Here is an 18,073-nt window from a genome sequence, read left to right on the forward strand (position 1 = left end):
CAACCACAAAATCCTCCACCTCAGACTTGGAATCCTACAGGTGCAACTACAGCTACCAGTCAACCACAAAATCCTCCACCTCAGACTTGGAATCCTACAGGCGCAACCACAATTACCAGTCAACCGATGAATAGCTCACCAACTTCGCTGACTAAACAAACTCGGATAGCGAGTTCTCCGGCTTGGCTAAAGGCTATCGCTGTAGTTTCAACAATTACTGCTATTGGTATTGGGGTATTTTCTTACGCTCAGTATCAACAACTTAATCAAATTAAGAAGCAAATTGAGCGAATAAGAGTTCAAAAACAATTGCTTTTACCAAACGTAAACAAGCCATCTCTGTCTAGTGAGATACAAAATTTAATAAATGTCATTAAAGGTGGAGATTCATTTTTATACCTTGATTTAAACAAATTAATGGGACAACTAGAAAATCATGAGTCCTCTTTTAAGAAAAACATTAATCAACTGCAAAGTAGAGTCAATGAACTTGAAGATAAAAATCGCTCTTTACATAAAGAAAATGATAGTTTGCAAAGTAGAGTTTATGACCTGACAAAATCTACTTATGTAAAGTTTTGCAATAAAACTGAAAGTAAAACAATAAATGCTTCATTTGCGTTCTGGGATGGTGAAGGATTACGTTCAAAAGGTTGGTGGTTAGTCGCTCTAGGAGAATGTAAAAGTGTTAGCATGGGTCAAAATTATAGGGGAAATGTATATGTTTATGGAATGTACAATAAAGGAGAACGCAGTTGGGGTTCAGGATATTCATCATTTTGTGTAGACATAATCAATGCTTTTGATATTCCGAACAGTGACAAAAATAGTTGTAGTGGAAGTAGCGAAAGAAGAGTAACAATGAGTAAGTTTGATGTTTCTCCAGGAACAAATGATTGGCCTTTTAAGGATTAGGATACTGAAATTATCATGGGGCGAATCTTAGCATAGTGCGATCGCCCCTCATCCATCTCGCCAAATTTCTCTACTCTGCTTAATGACCCAGCAATTTATCCCGCAAATGTTTTATCCGATCGCGCAATTTCGCCGCCTCCTCAAACTCCAACTTCTTCGCCGCTTCCTTCATCTGCGCTTCCAACTGGCTAATCAACTCTGGAATCTCATCTAAAGAAAGATCGTCCGCCTGTTGATACGCCACCTCCAATTCTTGCGTATTCAGCCGCCGCGAAACTTCTAGAGAAGCCAAAATCGAGTTTTTGGATTTTTTGATAATTGACTGAGGCGTAATCCCGTGCATCCGGTTGTATGCCATCTGAATACCGCGCCGTCGATCGGTTTCGTCAATTGCTTTAATCATGCTATCCGTCAGATTATCCCCATACAAAATAGCTTGTCCTCGCACGTGACGCGCCGCACGACCGATCGTTTGAATCAAAGAACGTTCCGCTCTCAAAAACCCTTCTTTGTCCGCATCCAAAATCGCCACCAAAGAAACCTCTGGCAAATCCAAACCTTCCCGCAACAAATTAACCCCAATCAGCACATCAAAATCGCCCGATCGCAACTCCTGCAAAATCTCAATCCGCTGAATCGAATTAATCTCCGAGTGCAAATAGCGCACCCGAATAGCTCTATCTTGCAAATACTCGGTCAAATCCTCCGCCATCCGCTTAGTTAAAGTTGTCACCAAAACTCTTTCTTTTAGAGCAACTCTCTCTTTAATTTCACCTAACAAATCATCAATTTGTCCTTCGGTCGGACGCACGAATAATTCTGGGTCAAGCACCCCAGTCGGTCGAATCACTTGCTGCGCGATGCGCTCCTCGGAAATTTCTAATTCCCAATTTCCAGGAGTAGCAGAAACGAAAATACACTGATTCACTTTTTCCCAGAATTCCTCGGCTTTCAGCGGACGGTTATCTGCTGCACTGGGAAGGCGAAATCCATGCTCGATCAGCACTTTTTTCCGAGCTTGGTCGCCATTATACATTCCTCGAATTTGCGGTACGCTAACGTGAGATTCATCTATTACCAAAAGCCAATCTTTCGGGAAATAATCGATCAAACATTCTGGCGGTTCTCCAGCAAGACGACCCGCTAAATGGCGAGAATAGTTCTCCACGCCGTTACAATATCCTACTTCCCGCAGCATTTCCAAATCGTAGCGACTGCGCTGATCTAATCGTTGCGCTTCTAGTAATTTTCCATCTTTCTCCAATTCTGCAACTCGCTCTTTTAATTCTTGCTGAATAGCATCGCAAGCAGCTTCGAGTTTCTCGTCTGGCGTAACAAAGTGACGCGCTGGATAAATATTTATCGCATCTAAACTTTGGATAATTTCACCTGTTACGGGGTCAACATAGCGAATCGCATCAATTTCATCCCCAAAGAATTCTATCCGAATAATGCGGTCTTCGTAAGCGGGGCCAATTTCCAACACATCGCCCCGAACTCGAAACTTTCCTCGACCCATTTCTGTATCGTTGCGGTTATACTGCACGGTGGCTAAATCTCTCAATATCTGCCGCTGATTAACTTCTTCTCCCACTCGAAAAGGAATAGCCGCTTTCAGATATTCCGAGGGAATCCCTAACCCGTAGATACAACTGATCGAAGCTACCACAATAACATCGCGCCGCTCAAAAAGCGATCGCGTAGCTGAGTGGCGCAACATATCGATTTCATCGTTAATTGCGGCAGTTTTTTCGATGTAAGTATCGGTGACAGGGAGATAAGCTTCAGGTTGGTAGTAATCGTAATAACTGACAAAGTATTCAACAGCATTATCGGGGAAAAATTCCCGGAACTCGTTACACAACTGAGCCGCTAAAGTTTTGTTGTGAGCTAGAACTAGGGTGGGTTTTCCCACCTTTTCAATTACCGAAGCTACGGTAAAAGTTTTCCCCGTACCCGTCGCACCTAGCAGGGTTTGGAAGCGATTACCGCCCTGGATGTAGTTGGTGAGTTCGGCGATCGCGTGCGGTTGATCGCCCGTCGGGTTAAAAGTTGCTTGCAGGCTAAATTGCGTCATTCGATTTGGGGTGAGAGGATTTTAGTTTTGAAATGAGAGGATTAACCCACAGATGAATGCGGGGGTCTTCTAAAACTTGGATGCTATGCTTTATTTTTTATCCGCCGATAAATCCGGGTGCGACCAAACCAATAATTTCTTGGTCATAACTCTTTTTAAGATATTCTTTTATTATAAGAACAATATCTACAATTGACAACTGCATTCCCTTGGCAGTAAAAAGTCGCCTTTATTTGACATAACTGTTCTGAATAAATTAGATGCCAATGCGATCGCTTTCTTCGACCTCTCGGTCAACTAATCATAATTATGGGTAGTGGCCTTCGCTCTACTCGTGCCGTTGGCATTAGCATTAGATTTATTATAACTGTTTTTATGAATAATTTAAACATTAAGTATGTCTTGCAGTATATGCCGCTAGAAGCAAAAGATAACAGTAACAATATGCCTTCTGGGAGACGCTGATACCCCTAAATTATCAATAGATTGGATATGTATTCAAAACAACAGATTAACTTTACGGTTAACTGTTGAAATGCACCCATAAAAAAGGAAAAGCAAAATGAGCATAGAAGAAAGAGCCAAAGCAGTGGGCAAAAACATTGAAGGCAAAGCTCAAGAAGCATTGGGAAATGTCACTGGCGATCCTGAAGATCGTGCAGAAGGAAAAATGAAGCAAGCCGAATCCGAGGTTCGTCATACCAAAGAAGACGTGAAAGATAAAGCCAAAGATATCGTCGATCGGGCCTAAACGTTAACCAAGGTCTAGGTAGCTTAGGATTTATCTAGACTTTTTGATTAAACCGATAAAGTTAGGACTTACGCATTTGATTTGGCACCCTAGAAGTAGGGGCAATTTATGAATTCCCCCTACTTCTAGGCTAAAAAATGCGAACTAAAGCGTAAGTGCTGAAAGTATTACTCGGTTAGCAAACTAGCTGTAATTGTGGAGGAAATGGATGTGAATTTTATGCAACAAAGCCGCAAGTTTTTGACCGCCCTGATCTTGATTTTAGTTCTGACAGTTACCACTGCCTGCGGCGGAGTGTCTCAAGCTACCCAAAGGCCACAGCTGCCAGGGGCGATCGGCAGCACCTATACCCAATTGGAACGCGGCAGTACATCTGCCGGTCAAAAATTTGGCGATTGGGTGGTTCAGACTGCCAACGGATTGGTTCAGGACGCCTACGTGCGCGACAACAATAAATTGGGAGTTGTGATTGCGCCGCAAGTAAAGCCAAATGAAGTACAAACATTAGCGCGATCGCTCCTGCAAGGCTTTCACAAGAATTTCCCCAATCAAGATTTGAGTGTTCTGATGTACGCGCCTGATAAAAAACTGATTTTGACGGCTCGGTATGACGAGCAATCAAAACAGATTCAGTATCAATAACCAAGCTACGAGTGCAATTACCAATCTTTAAATAAATAGGAGTGCGACAAAATGAGTAGCAGCGAAGAATACAAACGGCAAATCATGAACGACTTGGCTGGCGGTAAGGTCGAATCTATGAATGACGCGCCAGTCGATCCTAGCAGCGAATATGAAAATTTTGATGATTTTGCCCAACGTTCCACTGTAGATGAGCGCCGCAAAATGTTTGGCCGCTCTCTGCATCCCGATCGCATTCCCCCCAGCGAAATGGACTCAGAACTCAAAAGTGCGATCGCCCAAATCAAGCCAAACGAACGCGATGATGTGGCCCATGAATTCTTCAAGCGCTTAAAGGAACGCGGATTGAGCGATCGCCAGCTAGAGCAGCAGTTGGGACTTTCTACCCACCACGCCAGCCGCATGAGTGCAGACGATGTGAGCAAATTGGCATCCTTCACCTATCACTCTCACCCAGACATTTTCCAAGACGTTCTGGCTGAAAAACCCGCCATTATGAAGTTTGTGAGTAATCCACTGGTTGCAGCTGTTGTTGGCATTATGGCTGCCAAGTGGCTGAGCGGTCGCCGGTCGTAAAAATTATTACCGTTTTGTGATAAAGGAAAAATCACAGCGATCTAGCAAAACTAGATCGCTTTTTCTTGTATTCGTTCTGCTTCCATTGTGTAACAAAACATTTCTTTACAGGAGTTTATATATTTATTTTTCTTTATATTTACGTCAAGATATTTATACCTCTATAATGTTTTTTAACTTAAACTCAGATTACAAGCAAAGTCGCTTAAGAATCCAGAGGTGTTAGACATGAACGTTAGCAGCACTCCCGAACTGAAAGATACTGCCACAACGAGCCGCACCCAGAGTCAAAAGAGTGCCAAAACTAAACAGGAAAAGACTATGCCAGCAGATAGCGTGGAAACCAAAGACAGTCAAGATACAAATAATGGGGCGCAACTCCTTGTATTGCCAGATCGGGAATCATCAGATGCTTCAGCGCTAGTTCCGCTAACTGGCTCTAGCCCGATCGGCCCAAATACCTTTGAAATTAGCGAAACATTCGTTAGTGCTGGCATTCGTCCCGTAGAAGCAAGCCATCACAAAGTTACTGAGACAGTCAATATGTCTGGGATTCGTCCCATCATGTCAAGTAATCTACAAATTACCCATACAATCAACTTCTCTGGCATTCGTCCAGTTACCGCAAGTAATCTGAAAATTACTGAAACCGTTTTAAATTTCGGGCTGCGTCCAGTCGCCTCAAATGATATTGACAGCGGCCAAGATATTATGGGTTTTCTGGATTAAAAGAATTGAGAAACCGGGTAACTTCTGCGAAACCCGGTTTCTTTGTGTTTGTGCAGATTGTTTATACTTAGCACGGTCATAGAACGAGCTTTTTTAACCCAGCAGTAGGGGCTCCGCATTCCGGTAAATATCTTTGGGTTCAACCAACAAATTATTACCGGAATGCTTCGCCCTACACATCAAAAATAACAGTTTGTGCCCGTGCGGAGTATAACTGTTTGCGTAGCACGATCGCCTTTTCTAGGATATTGTCATATACGATAAAGAACCTCAGCTTTGTTCATAGTAGGTCAAGAATTCCTCTCGCGACACACCTACCTGAGTACAGATTGCTCTCAATGTACCTGATTTGATTTGAGACTGGTTAGGCATCACCAATGGAGTTTCTGTTCCATCATCATTTTCTCGCACCATGACAATATGTTCGCCTTCCCGAATTATGCGAAATCCCAATAGCTCAAATGCCTTGATGACTCTTCTTTTAGAAGCATCGACAGGAAACTTAGGCATTAGATAGCCACCTCTGCTTCTGTCAAAAAAGCTTCGATTACTGGTGGGTCATCTTCCAGCATCTCTGTGCCAAATACCTCGATATAGCAGTTAATAGCTGACTTGACATCGGCTAAGGCTTCCGCATAAGTATCACCTTGGCCAACTACAGCCCCTTTAATACCAAGGGGATAAGCCACATAACCATCGGAATGCTTTTCTACAATGATTTTGAATTGTCTCATATAATCATTTCCATTTATCTTTCTCGCTCAGGTCTAAACTCGGCATCATAACTAATTTTCATGGATATTACCTACGTTTTCATAGTGCTAGTTTAATCTCAGCCGATTCTCCCAATGCTTCATTTACTACAATCAACTTTCCTTGATTATCAGCAGTTAATTGCCGATTGGCATTGAGGAGTTCAATACCATAAATAGTTCCGTCTGGTGTAATGTCCACATTCATTTCTTCACTGACTTGAATCGTCTCCACCTGTGTCGTCTTTTCTTGCAGGCAGATATAAGCAATGTTGTATCTAGGATCGTAAGTGATTTTCATTAGATTTTATCCTTAAAAGTATTTGACGATTACGGTAATAACTAACCAGTCTTCGTTTTCCTTGACGGCAATTACTTCAACCTTTTTCATAGTATAAACCGTCCCCCGCCACTCGGCGTTGAAGGAAAAGTTACGCCTAAAACCCGTGCGACCAAATTGAGCCGCAAAAGGTGTACCACTTTCGACAGTGGCGATTACTTCTGCCTCAGTTGCACCACGCTCAATTAATCTTGCTTGAGCATGGGGATGTAGCCTTACACTCATTGATTTACCATGTTAAAGTTTACAATTTTCGAGGCGAAAGCAGCGAAACAATCTACTCTTTCCCACCACCTACCATACGTCCAACCGCTTTCCCACAAATCCATTGCTACGGGAAGATGTCCCATTGGAGCATCTAAGTTCAATCTTAACCCCAGAACGGAGACAGGATCGCAGGTATACAGGGGTTAAGTGCGATCGCCTATCTCTTTGGGCAGATGAACTTAGAAAATTTATGTTATAATGATAAAAACTTTTCAAATAGCAACAAACAAAGTTGCGTTCCGTCATAAGTATTTACTCACAAAAAACAAGGAGAAGCAAGATGAGCTTACAAGATAAAGCCAAAGCGATCGCAAAAAATATGGAAGGTAAAGCTCAAGAGGCTCTTGGTGAAATAACTGGCGATCCTCAACAAAAAGCCGAAGGCAAAGCCAAGCAAATTCAAGCGCAAGCTATGAATACGGCAGAGAACATCAAAGATAAAGCCAAAAAGTTTATTGACAAACTATAATCTTTTCCAAAAAGCTCGATCGGCCCTTCGCATTAACTGCATATCTTTGCAGAATTACGATCGAAAAAGTAAGTCAGAAAGGTAGATAATTCTCCTATCTGACTTACTTTAACATTGTTTAAAACCAGCTATTTTAAACAGTTGCCAATTCAGGAGTCGGACGCTTGCTATTGCGAACACCTTCGATCGCCTCAGCATAGTCCTTCGCCTTAAACACAGCCGAACCAGCTACGATCGCATTCGCGCCAGCTTCCAAAACCTGCCAAGTATTATTCCCCTTCAAACCACCATCCACCTCAATCCAAGGATCGAGACCGCGTTCATCGCACATTTGGCGCAACTTCTTGATTTTTGGCAGCACACCGGGAATAAAACTTTGACCGCCGAAACCGGGGTTGACACTCATAATCAACACCAAATCGCAAAGTTCCAGCACATACTCAATCAATTCCAACGGCGTAGAAGGATTGAGAACCACACCCGCCAGCTTACCCAACTCTCTGATTTGACCCAGAGTGCGATGCAAGTGAGGAGAAGCATTATGCTCGGCATGAACCGAGATAATATCAGCACCCGCCTTAGCAAAATCCTCCACATACTTCTCCGGTTCCACAATCATCAAGTGGACATCCAGAGGCTTTTTCGTAACCGGACGAATAGCTTCTACAATTAATGGGCCGATCGTAATGTTCGGGACAAACCGACCATCCATCACATCAACGTGAATCCAATCTGCCCCAGCGGCATCAACAGCCCGAATTTCATCCCCCAGACGGCTAAAATCCGCTGATAGGATAGAGGGAGCAACAACAATAGATTTGTGGGATTGCTTTTGGGTCATGGCCTAAGATCTCTCCTGCGTCCTCAGTTGTAAGCATTTTAACAAAATGTGTCACAACCCCTAATTCAGTTTGATCCCTCAGATGGGAAAACTCTTTGCGAGCGCGACAGATGGTGAAAAAAAATAAGGCGTGGATTGTATTGGGCCTCAGCGCTACCTGTCTGTGTGCCCCGGTAGTTGCCCTGAATAACGACTCATCAGTTGGAGAATCTGGAATTGATGCTCTACGGCTCCAAAAGCCTCCTTACAATTTGACCGGGCGCAAAATCGCGATCGGTCAAGTCGAAATAGGCCGCCCCGGACAGTTTGGCGTGGACAAAGCGGGGAGCCAAAATCATGTAGTCGTCGCAGTTACGCGAGTGTTTTGGCGGGATACACCAGCCAAAACAGATACCGACGTAGACCCCCACGCCTTCAGCGTCGCGGGTATGATGATCAGTACATCCAAAGCCGTACCGGGCGTCGCACCAGGCGCAAGACTGTATTCTTCTGCGGTTGGCGCAATCGAAAAAAGCGGGCAAGCAGAAGAGTGTCTCGCCTCTCAATACGTAGCCCAGCAAAATGGGGGAGACGTGCGATCGATCAACTATAGCTTTGGCGAATCCCTCGAACGGGATACACGAGGAGACGCCGCCGTTTTGGATGGCAACGCCCTACTGACCCAATGTATCGATTGGTCTGCCCGTGTCTACGATGTCCTCCATCTCGTCGCCGGAAATCAGGGCAAAGGCGGCATTCCCATTCCCACCGACAACTTCAACGGCATCAACGTCGCATTTACCAAGCGCGTTGATGGAGTGTTTTCCAAAGTTGACTTTGCCAATATCGGCGATATCGCCGCCGGAATTGTCAGTCGGCTAGCGGGTAAAGAAATTAATGCTGGGGGGCGTCGTGCGATCGGTATAGTTGCCCCCGGTCACGATGTTACAGTCCTGAACTTGGACGGTAGTGTTAACCAAGTTAGCGGCACCAGTTTGGCAACGCCTCACGTCACCGCCTCCGTAGCCCTGATCCAGGAATTTGGCGATCGCCAACTTAGCACCCGCCAGCCCCACTGGAGCATTGATTCCCGTCGCCACGAAGTCACAAAAGTTGTATTCCTCAACTCAGCCGACAAACTCAAAGACACTGGCGATGGTTCGCGACTGGGTATGACCAAAACAATTACCGACAAAAGCAACCGCAGTTGGCTGGACTCCGATGCCTACAAGGATGAAAAAATTCCCTTGGATCTGCAAATGGGGACGGGTCAGCTAAATGTCACCCGTGCAGTTCAGCAGTTTGGCGGCGGTCAGTGGAAACCATCAGAAGCAGCGTCGCCAATCGGTTGGGATTACAACAAAGTGGAAGCCAACGCCTCTGTTGACTATGTGTTAGACAAACCATTGCAGCAGGGAAGTTTTGCCTCCATCACCCTAGCTTGGGACAGAATGGTCGAGCTAAACGATACCGACAAGAATAATCAATATGACATAGGCGAAACATTTCGCGATCGCGGTTTGAACAACCTCGACCTCTATCTCATACCCGCCGACAGCAACGATAATGGCGCTAAAGCCTGTGCCTCTGTTAGCGAAGTCGATAGCGTAGAACATATTTTCTGTCCAGTTCCCAAAACAGGTCGCTATAAAATCCGAGTCCAATATCGCCAAAAAGTCAACGAGGCAACTCAGCCTTATGCTTTGGCTTGGTGGACTGTACCCGCAAAGTAATGGGTAATGAGTAACTTTCTGGGTACGTAGTTGCGCTTTAGCGCTAAAGCGCAACTACGTACCCATTACCCATTCCCAACCAGAGCGAATGCAAGTAATACCAAATCCGGGTTAGCTACCCCCTTTTTCTGCCTCAATGTTGTCCCTTCTCCCCCACTCCCCCTGCCGATGAAAGACATTGACCCCTTTGAAAATCCAGACCTCAAACGCTTAGAGCTATTTATATATTTGACCCCAGTCCTCGGCTTTTTCCCAGCCCTCTGGACTCTATACCGCCGTCGAGATAGCCCTTCGCGACAAGCTGTAAGTAGATTGTCAGTAACACTAGCCATTGGCTGGCTATTGGGGTATATTTTGTTGGGTACTAGCGCAGATGCTTCGGAATCTTTCAAATTGCCCCTGTTGTTGATGAATAGTTTGCTCACTTCTGGTTACTTTGTCGTGTGTATTTGGTTGATGATTCGTCTCTCGCAGCATCAATCCCTGCGCTTACCAGTAATCAGTACCATCGCTGAGCGCGTCGTTCGCAAATATCTATCCTAATCGCCAAGAGTGCCACCCGATCTCGTTTCCGGCTGCATACTCCTGATTAAGGTCGCAGGGTTCCAGGGCCGCCCTGAAGATAACTACCCTGATTTTGTAGCAAACGGTAGGAAATACTGGTATGAATATTCTGATTGGAAAATCTAAAGTAACTTTAGACACTCCAAATTTTTAGTGTGTGAGGAAGCCAGTGCCAACTCGAAACATTGCCGCTCTATTTTCTCTGGGACAAAAAATTAGCCCATCTTTTGTGAGTCAGCCTGCCAAAGCAAACCACCTACGTTGGCTCTGGCTTGGGTTTGGCTTGACCGGCATCGCCATGCTGTCGGCAACAGCGGGAGCCCTGCTGGCAGTGTCTCTTTCCACTAAACCCTTGATGCAAAGCCGAATGAGCGCGGAAGAAGCAGCAGTGTTTTCTGGTGGCAATATCTCGACTACGAATCTGCGTTTGCCGGAGCTGACCCGACCTGTCAATATCTTAGTTTTGGGAATAAAAGTTCTCAGTTCGGAGTTGGGTGAGTCACCCAATCCAGCAAACAATGGATATGACCCGGTGGTCAATTCTTTTGAGGGGCTCTCGGATACCATGCTCCTGCTACGCTTTAACCCCCAAACCCAAAAATTAATCGTACTTTCTATTCCACGGGATACTCGGACTTTAGTTGAGGGGCAAGGCGTCACCAAAATTAACGCTGCTAACGCTGCTGGTGGCCCAGCACTGAGTGCTAGGGCGACGAGCAACTTGCTGGGCGGCATCAGAATCGATCGCTACGTCCGCATCAATGTCCAAGGCGTAGAAAAACTGATCGATGCCTTGGGCGGCGTCACCGTCTACATACCCCAGGACATGAAGTACAAGGACGATACCCAGCATCTCTACATCGATTTTAAAGCTGGGACGCAACACCTCAACGGCGCTCAGATGCAAAACTTCCTGCGCTTTCGCTACGATAAGCTAGGCGATATTGGCCGGGTGCAGCGGCAACAAATGGTAATGCGAGCTTTAGCGGAACAAGCCCTCAATCCGGGTACCATGTCGCGAGTACCTCAAATTCTCTCAATAGTCCAGTCGCACATCGATACTAACTTAACGCTTGAAGAGTTAGTTGCCTTAGTGGGTTTTGGCGTCAAAACAAATCGATCGAATGTGCAGATGTTGATGGTACCGGGTGATTTTAGCGATTCGGAGCAGTTCGAGGCTAGCTACTGGCTGCCGAACCGCCGTGGCATTGACAAGATGGTAGCCCAGTATTTAGACGTGGATGACTCTAATAAAAAGAGTCGTCGCGCCTTTAACCCTACCAATATAAACATAGCAATTCAAGATAGCACTGGCCAACCTGGCGCGGCTGATGACTTATTGGCTAAGCTCAAAAAGGCGGGCTATCGCAATGTCTTCGTTGCCGAACCCTGGAAAGAACCTTTGTCAGAAACGCGCATTGTTGCCCAGCAAGGAGATGGTGACGGTGCTGAGGCGATTCGCCGAGCGCTGGAATTCGGTGATGTGCGCGTTGAAAGCACCGGCAATCTGGAATCTGATATTACGATTAAGGTTGGTAAGGATTGGCTGCAACGAAGAAATTGAGCTAATTATAGCAACCGCCTTGGCGGTTAAGCCATAAACTGGAAGCAGACCTCGATCTTGCTCCGGCTGTGCCGGAGCGAAACCAATGCCTAAACCCTACAGTTACGACCTCCGTCAAAAAGCGATCCAAGCCATCAAGCTTGAAGCCAAAAGAGGTATATTATCGATGTCCAGTCAAAGTTGTAGCAATCCGATCTCAATCGGTTGCTTCGCAACGCTGGGCGAAGGGAAGTCTTTCCTGAATGGGATTTAGGGATCGCTTCGGCTGATTGCTTCGAGGTTGTTCATAAGAGACTTGATTGAATGGAAACTACGGTTAAAAAGTCGGACTTTGCCCTAGCTCCCTACATGAAGAGCAACGACTTACGGGCGACTTATCAAATTCTCAATACAGTTGTTCCCTATCTCCTTTTATGGTTTTTAGCAGTTAAAGCAGCTTTTATTTCCTTTTGGTTGCTTCCACCAATTATGGTTCTGATGGCGCTTTTTTCAGGGCGTTGTTTTGCTTTGATGCACGATTGCGGACACTATTCGCTCTTTCGTTCAAAACGGGTTAATCGGGTCATCGGTTTTATGCTGGGTGCGATCAACGCGATCCCCCAATACCCCTGGTCAAGAGGTCATGCCTATCACCACAAAACAAACGGTGATTGGGAGCGGTATCGCGGACCTTCTGCATTGATCTCGACTGAGGAGTTTGCCAAACTCAGTCCATCTGCTCAGCGGCGGTATGAATTACTGAGACACCCATTGATGATCTTCCCTGGAGGTTTTTTCTACCTTGCCATTAAGCCAAGACTTGCCCTGATTTTGGGAACATATCGTTTTATTGGTCATCTCCTGACTTGCCTGAAGCAAGATCCGGGTATCGGTTTAGCAAAAATCATCTCCTCCCATAAATCTAGAAATTGGTACACGGCGGGTGAGTTTTGGGATCTGCTCTTCAACAACATTTGCGTAGTTGGAGGTTGGATTTTTCTTGGTCATTTACTGGGATTTGGTTTTTTCCTCAGCGTTTACTCAATTACGCTAACTTTTTCGGCGGCAATCTTCATCTGCGTCTTCTTTGTGCAACATAACTTTGATGGCTCTTACGCCCACAAAACGGAAGGCTGGGATTATCTACGCGGAGCAATTGAGGGCAGCAGTTACCTGGAGTTACCGACAGTTTTCAAATGGTTTGCCGCAGACATTGGCTACCACAATATTCATCATCTTTCCGAAAGAATCCCTAATTACAACCTAGAAGCTTGCCACAATGAGAATCGTCACCTGCTAGCTGATTCAAAAGTGCTGCGAATGTCCGATATTCCTAATTGTTTCAAATTTATCCTGTGGGATTCTGCCTCAAGTCGTCTGGTATCGATCGCATCATTTCGTCAAGCTGCCCAATCCATTGTGGATACAGAACCAAGTTTCCTGGACAGAACCGATCAGGAAAAAGCGATCGTCAAAAATGTTGAGGCTTAATCTGGATGAACTTAAAAATCTAAGATCTAAAATTCTCCATTACCCATTGCTCCAAAATTGGATTCACCAACTCAGGCGCTTCATCCTGCGGACAATGCCCAACGCCTTGAATGGGAATGAACTTTTGCACTTGCGGAAAGTTAGCTAATTCTCGCCCCAGCGCGATCGGTTCCCAAGGGTCTTCTGTCCCCCACAAAATTATCGCCGGACAGGGCAGAAGGGGCAGAAGGTCTTCGGGTAGCGGCCCTTGGGAATAGCGCGTAAAAGCTAGAAAGACATCTACAGCACCAGGGTCAAATGCTGGTGCCATCAGGATATCCACCAGTTCGTCCGTAACTGCTTCTGGATTTTTATAGGCTTGGAGCAGAATTTTCCGAACAACTTTTGGCTTAGCCAGTCGATCGAAAAACAACTGACCAACACCCTTGACGGCTAGGAGTTTTTGTAATATTGGGGCACTAGATCGTCTATACCAGGGTAAGTGGGCGCGTTTGCGATCGTGCAACAGCCGTAGAGAACAGTTGAGCAGGGCAACCCCTTTGGCGATATCTGGATAGTCTACCGCTGCCTGCATCGCCGCGATACAGCCAATAGAATTACCGACTAAAAATGCGGGGCTACCGACGACTTCCCGACAAAAATCAGCAATCTGCTGCGCCCAAGTTTCAAAGGTATACTCAATCTCAACTCCTGGAATCGGTTTAGCTGATGCACCAAAGCCAATCAAGTCAATAGCATAAACTCGGCAGGTTTTAGCTAATATAGGGATGTTCTTGCGCCAGTGCCCCCAAGAAGCACCGAAGCCATGTACAAGGATAACTGCTGGGCCTTCGTTTCCTTGAGTCTGATAGCAGATGGGGAAACCCTGCCAAGTCCAAGTTTGAGTGGCGGTTTCATTGGTAGAAGCAGAAGGGGTCATAGCAATTTTAGATTTTGGATCGATCGTGCCAAGCGAGTTCACAGGCAGTTTTCCTCTCGCTGCTTCTATTGTGACAATAGCGCTAGTGCAGCGCGGCAGAAATAACCCACCAGTTCATAAGTAGTCAAATGCCTTACACTCAAAGGATTTTTGAATGAGTGAATGAGTGAATGAGTGACTTTTGCGTAGCGGCCTAGTCCCTAGATTTTTTTTCTTTTGACTTAGGACTTTTGACTTTTGTAGCCCCCTCAAAAAGAGTTTTATGGAACAAACCAGCACTCGTATTGGCAGCTATGCTCCGGATTTTGAACTGCCGGGTACTGATGGCGAGGTTCACCACTTAGCCCGCTATCTGGAAAAGAACCGAGCAATAGGCGTTATTTTCATGTGCAATCACTGTCCTTTTGTGAGGTTATATGTAGAGCGTCTCAAAAAAATTCAGGCAGACTTTCACAATGAAGGTTTTACCCTCATGGGGATTAATCCCAACGATGCGATCCAATCTCCTGAAGATAGCTTCGAGAATATGAAAAACTTCGCGGCTACCCATGAGCTTAACTTCCCTTACCTGCGCGATCCGACGCAGGATGTGGCTCGCGGCTTTGGTGCCCAAATAACACCGGAGGTTTTCCTATTAGATCGTGAGAGCGTTCTGCGTTACTGTGGCGGTATTGACGATCGTCCCGAAACACCAGAGTTGGCGCAGGTATTTCATTTGCGGAATGCTGTAGCCCAGCTGATGAAGGGCGAAACGGTAACTCCAACCCACACTGAAGCTCAAGGCTGCTCTTTGAAGTGGCGATAATGGACACATAAAGCCCCTTCTGCTGCTATCTTAAGTTGGAGGCAAATTCAGTTGAGCAAATAGTAATTTCATGGGGACAGCGTACCAACGGGTTTTGCTGAAGCTGAGCGGTGAAGCCTTAATGGGCAACCTCGGCTACGGAATCGATCCAGCAGTGGTTCAGGAAATCGCTTCTGAAGTCGCGGAGGTGATTGCTAGCGGCGTTCAGATAGCGATTGTCGTGGGTGGCGGAAACATTTTTCGGGGCGTCAAGGGGGCGGCAAGGGGAATGGATCGGGCTACGGCAGACTATATTGGCATGATCGCCACGGTGATGAATGCCATGACGTTGCAGGATGCTCTGGAGCGATCGGGAGTTCCGACTCGCGTGCAAACTGCGATCGCAATGCAAGAAGTGGCGGAACCCTACATCCGGCGTCGCGCCATTCGTCACCTGGAAAAAGGACGAGTGGTGATTTTTGGCGCTGGTTCTGGCAATCCTTTCTTTACAACGGACACCACAGCTGCTCTGCGGGCAGCTGAAATCAGCGCTGATGTTATTTTTAAGGCGACTAAAGTGGATGGTATTTACGATTCAGATCCGCTTCTGAATCCTCATGCCAAACGCTACCAAAGCCTTAACTACGCGCACGTTTTGGCTGCCGATCTGCGGGTAATGGATAGTACCGCGATCGCTCTTTGCAAAGAGAACAATATCCCAATTATGGTTTTTGACCTCACTGTGAGGGGTAACATCCGTCGAGCTGTGATGGGAGAACATATAGGAACGGTAGTCGGAGATTTATATGAAGTTAGCTGAAGCTGAAACTAAAATGCAAAAAGCAGTTGAATCTACTCAACAGGCTTTTAATACCATCCGCACCGGCAGAGCCAGCACTTCTCTGCTCGATAAAGTGGTGGTAGATTACTACGGTGCCCAAACATCTCTGAAATCCCTCGCGAACATTAATACACCGGATTCAACTACGATTACGGTTCAACCATACGATCGCAGTAGCTTAAATTTGATTGAGAAAGCGATTTCGCTCTCGGATATCGGTTTAACTCCTAACAACGATGGCTCAACAATCAGGTTGAATATTCCGCCGCTGACGAGCGATCGACGTAAAGAATTCGTGAAGATAGCCGCTAAGTACGCTGAAGAAGGAAAAGTCTCGATTCGCAATATTCGCCGCGATGTCGTAGACTCTATTCGCAAGCAGGAAAAGAACGCCGAGATTTCTGAAGATGAAGCGAAAGATCTACAAGATCAAATTCAAAAGATGACCGATAAGTACATCAACAAAGTAGAAACATTGCTGGCGGAGAAAGAGAAAGACATTACCACCGTCTAATGGTACAACGGTTAAGTTAAATTACCCCAATGCTGTAATATGTTTGACTGCATTATTGTCGGTGCTGGCCCAGCAGGTGGAACCGCAGCTTATCATTTGGCTAAGCGGGGGCGTTCTGTTTTAGTTTTGGAAAAAGAAAGCTTGCCTCGCTATAAACCCTGTGGCGGGGGCGTTTCACCTGCGATCGCCCAATGGTTTGATTTTGACTTTTCCCCAGCAATTTCCTTGAAGGTGGACACCATTTGCTACACCTGGAAAATGGAAGATCGGGTGGAAGCCAAACTCAAAAATATGGAGCCAATTTGGATGGTGCGGCGAGATGTCTTCGACCACTTCCTCATCCAGCAAGCACAGAAGCAAGGGGCTGAACTCCGAGATAATACGGAAGTCACGGGGATTGAATTTAAGAACGATCGCTGGCAAGTCAATACGGCTAATGGCCCAGTAGAAGCTCGCTATTTGATCGCCGCCGACGGTGCCAAAGGGCCAATGGCTAAGTTTTTGGGCTTCAAGGAACGGAAACGCCGACTGGGTGGAGCCTTGGAGGCAGAAACACCAAATCCGGCGAATCCCGATACTAGAGCTTACTTTGAGTTCGGGATGGTCAAAAATGGCTACATCTGGAACTTCCCTAAAGCAGACGGTTATTCGATCGGCATCGGGACGTTTCAAGGCGGCGAACCGCAAGACTTTAAGAGCATTTTGGCTGAGTACGGCACTCTATTCGGTGTGGATGTTAAAAATAGCAAGCAATACGGGCATCCCCTGTGCTTGTGGGATGGCAATCAAAAGCTGCACACCCAAAACGCCGTTTTAGCTGGAGAAGCCGCCTGCGTGGTCGATCCAATGACGGCTGAGGGCATTCGTCCTTCTATTTTTAGCGGTATGAAGGCTGCCGAAGCGATCGATCGGGCTATTGGTGGCGATTTGAATGCCCTGGAAAAATATACCCAAGTCATCGCCGATGAATGGGGAAGCGATATGATATGGGCGCAACGCCTAGCTGGGGTGTTCTACAAAATTCCCAAAGTTGGCTACAAAGTGGGGGTGAAGCGACCCACGGCTACCCAAACTATGGCGAAAATCCTCTGCGGAGAACTGCGTTACAGCGATGTTGTTAACATCGCGCTCAAACGCCTCAGTAAGAGTATGATTCCTGGTATGGGCGGCTAAAAATAGTTTTGAGTTATGAGTTATGAATTAAGAATGTTTAATTCATAACTCATAACTCTCAGATTTGCCGCCTCTTAGGTAGGGTGCATCTACAATTAATACCAAATCCGCAACGATTACCCCCTTTATGTCTCTAGGCTGTAGAGACGTTTCATGAAACGTCTCTACAATGT

General features: G+C 46.0%; 22 protein-coding genes. 15 read left to right on the forward strand and 7 right to left on the reverse strand.

Annotation, left to right across the window (positions count from 1 at the left end):
- Window positions 1-915 (forward strand): DUF1036 domain-containing protein (locus LAY41_RS19690; RefSeq protein WP_249101818.1); only part of this gene is annotated, 915 nt, incomplete at its 5' end.
- A gap of 79 nt (window positions 916-994) precedes the next feature.
- Here the strand turns inward: LAY41_RS19690 and uvrB are convergent.
- Window positions 995-2,992, reverse strand: coding sequence for an excinuclease ABC subunit UvrB (gene uvrB, locus LAY41_RS19695; RefSeq protein WP_249101820.1), 1,998 nt, complete (start codon window positions 2,990-2,992; stop codon window positions 995-997).
- A 562-nt stretch (window positions 2,993-3,554) separates the two neighbouring features.
- On the opposite strand from uvrB, the gene LAY41_RS19700 reads away from it, so the two are divergent.
- The 4 genes from LAY41_RS19700 to LAY41_RS19715 all read left to right on the forward strand — a co-directional run bounded on the left by LAY41_RS19700 (window position 3,555) and on the right by LAY41_RS19715 (window position 5,690).
- Window positions 3,555-3,743 (forward strand): CsbD family protein, encoded by a 189-nt coding sequence (locus LAY41_RS19700; RefSeq protein ID WP_249101822.1) that lies wholly within the window; start codon window positions 3,555-3,557, stop codon window positions 3,741-3,743.
- Between the two features lie 219 nt (window positions 3,744-3,962).
- Window positions 3,963-4,385, forward strand: coding sequence for a hypothetical protein (locus LAY41_RS19705; RefSeq protein WP_275974269.1), 423 nt, complete (start codon window positions 3,963-3,965; stop codon window positions 4,383-4,385).
- Between the two features lie 51 nt (window positions 4,386-4,436).
- Entirely contained in the window at window positions 4,437-4,961 is a 525-nt protein-coding gene (locus LAY41_RS19710; RefSeq protein WP_249101827.1) for a hypothetical protein, read from the forward strand.
- 228 nt (window positions 4,962-5,189) lie between these two features.
- The gene (locus LAY41_RS19715; RefSeq protein ID WP_249101829.1) at window positions 5,190-5,690 is read left to right on the forward strand and encodes a hypothetical protein; all 501 of its coding nucleotides are present in this window, start codon (window positions 5,190-5,192) and stop codon (window positions 5,688-5,690) included.
- Window positions 5,691-5,960: 270 nt separating this feature from the next.
- Here LAY41_RS19715 and LAY41_RS19720 read toward each other — a convergent pair whose 3' ends face one another.
- The 4 genes from LAY41_RS19720 to LAY41_RS19735 form a co-directional block, all read right to left on the reverse strand.
- The gene (locus LAY41_RS19720; protein ID WP_249101830.1) at window positions 5,961-6,200 is read right to left on the reverse strand and encodes a type II toxin-antitoxin system HicA family toxin; all 240 of its coding nucleotides are present in this window, start codon (window positions 6,198-6,200) and stop codon (window positions 5,961-5,963) included.
- Window positions 6,200-6,424 (reverse strand): type II toxin-antitoxin system HicB family antitoxin, encoded by a 225-nt coding sequence (locus LAY41_RS19725; RefSeq protein ID WP_249101833.1) that lies wholly within the window; start codon window positions 6,422-6,424, stop codon window positions 6,200-6,202. The genes LAY41_RS19720 and LAY41_RS19725 overlap by 1 nt, the downstream gene beginning before the upstream one ends.
- Before the next feature lie 79 nt (window positions 6,425-6,503).
- A complete protein-coding gene (locus LAY41_RS19730; protein WP_249101835.1) occupies window positions 6,504-6,743 on the reverse strand; it encodes a DUF2283 domain-containing protein in 240 nt (79 codons plus the stop codon).
- Window positions 6,744-6,755: 12 nt separating this feature from the next.
- Window positions 6,756-7,007: a DUF4258 domain-containing protein gene (locus LAY41_RS19735; protein ID WP_249101837.1), complete on the reverse strand. Its 252-nt coding sequence runs from the start codon at window positions 7,005-7,007 to the stop codon at window positions 6,756-6,758.
- A 322-nt stretch (window positions 7,008-7,329) separates the two neighbouring features.
- On the opposite strand from LAY41_RS19735, the gene LAY41_RS19740 reads away from it, so the two are divergent.
- Window positions 7,330-7,518 (forward strand): CsbD family protein, encoded by a 189-nt coding sequence (locus LAY41_RS19740; RefSeq protein WP_249101838.1) that lies wholly within the window; start codon window positions 7,330-7,332, stop codon window positions 7,516-7,518.
- 133 nt (window positions 7,519-7,651) lie between these two features.
- Here the strand turns inward: LAY41_RS19740 and rpe are convergent, their stop codons facing one another.
- Window positions 7,652-8,359, reverse strand: coding sequence for a ribulose-phosphate 3-epimerase (gene rpe / locus LAY41_RS19745; RefSeq protein WP_249101840.1), 708 nt, complete (start codon window positions 8,357-8,359; stop codon window positions 7,652-7,654).
- A gap of 110 nt (window positions 8,360-8,469) precedes the next feature.
- On the opposite strand from rpe, the gene LAY41_RS19750 reads away from it, so the two are divergent.
- The 5 genes from LAY41_RS19750 to LAY41_RS19770 all read left to right on the forward strand — a co-directional run bounded on the left by LAY41_RS19750 (window position 8,470) and on the right by LAY41_RS19770 (window position 13,669).
- Window positions 8,470-10,071: a S8 family serine peptidase gene (locus LAY41_RS19750; protein ID WP_249101842.1), complete on the forward strand. Its 1,602-nt coding sequence runs from the start codon at window positions 8,470-8,472 to the stop codon at window positions 10,069-10,071.
- A gap of 168 nt (window positions 10,072-10,239) precedes the next feature.
- Window positions 10,240-10,614: a hypothetical protein gene (locus tag LAY41_RS19755; RefSeq protein ID WP_249101844.1), complete on the forward strand. Its 375-nt coding sequence runs from the start codon at window positions 10,240-10,242 to the stop codon at window positions 10,612-10,614.
- 190 nt (window positions 10,615-10,804) lie between these two features.
- Complete coding sequence (locus tag LAY41_RS19760; RefSeq protein ID WP_249101846.1) at window positions 10,805-12,199, forward strand: LCP family protein; 1,395 nt, start codon at window positions 10,805-10,807, stop codon at window positions 12,197-12,199.
- Between the two features lie 85 nt (window positions 12,200-12,284).
- A complete protein-coding gene (locus LAY41_RS19765; protein WP_249101848.1) occupies window positions 12,285-12,452 on the forward strand; it encodes a hypothetical protein in 168 nt (55 codons plus the stop codon).
- Window positions 12,453-12,502: 50 nt separating this feature from the next.
- Window positions 12,503-13,669, forward strand: a complete 1,167-nt coding sequence (locus tag LAY41_RS19770; protein WP_249101851.1) for a fatty acid desaturase — start codon at window positions 12,503-12,505, stop codon at window positions 13,667-13,669.
- A 19-nt stretch (window positions 13,670-13,688) separates the two neighbouring features.
- On the opposite strand, the gene LAY41_RS19775 is transcribed toward LAY41_RS19770, so the two are convergent.
- Window positions 13,689-14,588 (reverse strand): alpha/beta fold hydrolase, encoded by a 900-nt coding sequence (locus tag LAY41_RS19775; protein ID WP_249101872.1) that lies wholly within the window; start codon window positions 14,586-14,588, stop codon window positions 13,689-13,691.
- A 262-nt stretch (window positions 14,589-14,850) separates the two neighbouring features.
- On the opposite strand from LAY41_RS19775, the gene LAY41_RS19780 reads away from it, so the two are divergent.
- The 4 genes from LAY41_RS19780 (at window position 14,851) to LAY41_RS19795 (ending at window position 17,900) form a co-directional block, all read left to right on the forward strand.
- Window positions 14,851-15,393 carry a thioredoxin family protein gene (locus LAY41_RS19780; RefSeq protein ID WP_249101853.1) on the forward strand — a complete coding sequence of 181 codons (543 nt, stop codon included), beginning with the start codon at window positions 14,851-14,853 and terminating at the stop codon, window positions 15,391-15,393.
- Between the two features lie 70 nt (window positions 15,394-15,463).
- Window positions 15,464-16,192: a UMP kinase gene (gene pyrH / locus LAY41_RS19785; RefSeq protein ID WP_249101855.1), complete on the forward strand. Its 729-nt coding sequence runs from the start codon at window positions 15,464-15,466 to the stop codon at window positions 16,190-16,192.
- Window positions 16,179-16,727 (forward strand): ribosome recycling factor, encoded by a 549-nt coding sequence (gene frr / locus LAY41_RS19790; protein ID WP_249101857.1) that lies wholly within the window; start codon window positions 16,179-16,181, stop codon window positions 16,725-16,727. Before pyrH ends, frr begins: the two co-directional genes overlap by 14 nt.
- A gap of 39 nt (window positions 16,728-16,766) precedes the next feature.
- A complete protein-coding gene (locus tag LAY41_RS19795; RefSeq protein WP_249101859.1) occupies window positions 16,767-17,900 on the forward strand; it encodes a geranylgeranyl reductase family protein in 1,134 nt (377 codons plus the stop codon).
- Window positions 17,901-18,073: the final 173 nt, after the last annotated feature.

The organism is Argonema galeatum A003/A1 (assembly GCF_023333595.1).
In the GTDB taxonomy this organism is placed as follows: Bacteria; Cyanobacteriota; Cyanobacteriia; order Cyanobacteriales; family Aerosakkonemataceae; genus Argonema; species Argonema galeatum.

Excerpts from the sequence above, each read along its gene's own strand:
- LAY41_RS19710 (WP_249101827.1), top strand. The coding sequence starts at position 4,437 with ATGAGTAGCAGCGAAGAATACAAACGGCAAATCATGAACGACTTGGCT.
- frr (WP_249101857.1), top strand. The coding sequence starts at position 16,179 with ATGAAGTTAGCTGAAGCTGAAACTAAAATGCAAAAAGCAGTTGAATCT.
- LAY41_RS19740 (WP_249101838.1), top strand. The coding sequence starts at position 7,330 with ATGAGCTTACAAGATAAAGCCAAAGCGATCGCAAAAAATATGGAAGGT.
- LAY41_RS19750 (WP_249101842.1), top strand. The coding sequence starts at position 8,470 with ATGGTGAAAAAAAATAAGGCGTGGATTGTATTGGGCCTCAGCGCTACC.
- LAY41_RS19705 (WP_275974269.1), top strand. The coding sequence starts at position 3,963 with ATGCAACAAAGCCGCAAGTTTTTGACCGCCCTGATCTTGATTTTAGTT.
- LAY41_RS19715 (WP_249101829.1), top strand. The coding sequence starts at position 5,190 with ATGAACGTTAGCAGCACTCCCGAACTGAAAGATACTGCCACAACGAGC.
- LAY41_RS19725 (WP_249101833.1), bottom strand. The coding sequence starts at position 6,424 with ATGAGACAATTCAAAATCATTGTAGAAAAGCATTCCGATGGTTATGTG.
- LAY41_RS19700 (WP_249101822.1), top strand. The coding sequence starts at position 3,555 with ATGAGCATAGAAGAAAGAGCCAAAGCAGTGGGCAAAAACATTGAAGGC.
- LAY41_RS19730 (WP_249101835.1), bottom strand. The coding sequence starts at position 6,743 with ATGAAAATCACTTACGATCCTAGATACAACATTGCTTATATCTGCCTG.
- LAY41_RS19765 (WP_249101848.1), top strand. The coding sequence starts at position 12,285 with ATGCCTAAACCCTACAGTTACGACCTCCGTCAAAAAGCGATCCAAGCC.
- uvrB (WP_249101820.1), bottom strand. The coding sequence starts at position 2,992 with ATGACGCAATTTAGCCTGCAAGCAACTTTTAACCCGACGGGCGATCAA.
- pyrH (WP_249101855.1), top strand. The coding sequence starts at position 15,464 with ATGGGGACAGCGTACCAACGGGTTTTGCTGAAGCTGAGCGGTGAAGCC.
- LAY41_RS19770 (WP_249101851.1), top strand. The coding sequence starts at position 12,503 with ATGGAAACTACGGTTAAAAAGTCGGACTTTGCCCTAGCTCCCTACATG.
- LAY41_RS19780 (WP_249101853.1), top strand. The coding sequence starts at position 14,851 with ATGGAACAAACCAGCACTCGTATTGGCAGCTATGCTCCGGATTTTGAA.
- LAY41_RS19720 (WP_249101830.1), bottom strand. The coding sequence starts at position 6,200 with ATGCCTAAGTTTCCTGTCGATGCTTCTAAAAGAAGAGTCATCAAGGCA.
- LAY41_RS19735 (WP_249101837.1), bottom strand. The coding sequence starts at position 7,007 with ATGAGTGTAAGGCTACATCCCCATGCTCAAGCAAGATTAATTGAGCGT.
- LAY41_RS19755 (WP_249101844.1), top strand. The coding sequence starts at position 10,240 with ATGAAAGACATTGACCCCTTTGAAAATCCAGACCTCAAACGCTTAGAG.
- LAY41_RS19795 (WP_249101859.1), top strand. The coding sequence starts at position 16,767 with ATGTTTGACTGCATTATTGTCGGTGCTGGCCCAGCAGGTGGAACCGCA.
- LAY41_RS19775 (WP_249101872.1), bottom strand. The coding sequence starts at position 14,588 with ATGACCCCTTCTGCTTCTACCAATGAAACCGCCACTCAAACTTGGACT.
- rpe (WP_249101840.1), bottom strand. The coding sequence starts at position 8,359 with ATGACCCAAAAGCAATCCCACAAATCTATTGTTGTTGCTCCCTCTATC.